The sequence below is a fragment of the Aeromonas sp. 1HA1 genome, assembly GCF_029237385.1.
Lineage (GTDB): Bacteria > Pseudomonadota > Gammaproteobacteria > Enterobacterales > Aeromonadaceae > Aeromonas > Aeromonas popoffii.
Genome location: NZ_JAACGC010000192.1, coordinates 1 through 944 on the forward strand (window position 1 = coordinate 1; position 944 = coordinate 944).

Annotated in this window: 2 protein-coding genes; one reads left to right on the forward strand and one right to left on the reverse strand. The window is 51.1% G+C overall.

The genetic code is table 11. The annotated features are described in order from the left end of the window. Nucleotides 1–150 precede the first annotated feature (150 nt). Nucleotides 151–333 (forward strand): hypothetical protein, encoded by a 183-nt coding sequence (locus tag GWQ22_RS21595; RefSeq protein WP_275931641.1) that lies wholly within the window; start codon nt 151–153, stop codon nt 331–333. Nucleotides 334–486: 153 nt separating this feature from the next. Here the strand turns inward: GWQ22_RS21595 and GWQ22_RS21600 are convergent, their stop codons facing one another. Continuing rightward, on the reverse strand, nt 487–609 hold the full coding sequence (locus GWQ22_RS21600) for a hypothetical protein (protein WP_098981751.1): 123 nt from the start codon (nt 607–609) through the stop codon (nt 487–489). Nucleotides 610–944 lie beyond the last annotated feature (335 nt).

Sequence of the window (944 nt, forward strand, 5' to 3'; positions counted from 1 at the left end):
CTGCCTTTACGGCTGCTATTGGTACGGCTATTGGTGTACACCATTTTTGGTTCCCACTACTTTTTAGTGGGAACTACTTTGTCCACAACTGCCTCCATTCACCAGACGGTAGTGGCCGGACGCTTACGTTGATTCGGGGCTTTTTTTTGCATGTTATTGACACAGGCTCGCCATAGAGAAAAAGAACAACGGGTGTTTTACCACTATCTGGTGCAATTGGCCGACAGCAAATATGGCGCCGATATCTATGCCCCCGACCGGGTCAGGCAATATGATCGGTTTGCCCCTACCCAGTATCACTTTACCTTTCGCCAAGCGGTACACCAGCGCTGATTTGATCGCCAGTTGAACGCCATGCGGGCTGATGGCCGGTATCAGAAGATCGTCGATACCTATGGCGCCACGCTTCAAGCCAGAAACATAAAAGCCAGCCTGTGACAGGCTGGCTTGATACTGGCTCCGGAGGAACGACAGCGTGGAGGAGCGTTACTTGATCGCGCTGCCGTTTTTCAGATCTGCTTTCTGACGTTTGGCTTCGCGTTTCTCTTTCAGTGACAACTGCGGCTTTTTCTTGGCATCTTTGCCGTTGTGATGTTCTTTGTTACTCATCATCAAACTCCAAAAATGTTACCCAGACAGTTGGAACCCAGGTTCCAGCATGCCATCCGAATCGTAGACTTCAGTACGCTTTCAGTGACGACCTGTTGATCGCACTCACTCCAGCATACCCTCAATCTTGTGCAAGAATCCACCCTCATCCGTCAGGCTTCATTCTGGGCCAGGAGCGGGCGATCTCAAGGCGTGACGAGCAAGGGTATGAACCTGTCTCTTGATCAGATCTTGATCCCCGAAGCCATCATCTCTTTGGCGGCAATAAAGCCGTCCAGTTTACTTTGCAGTGTTTGCCAGCCTTCCCAGAGTGAGCTCCAGCCTGCAATCCCTGT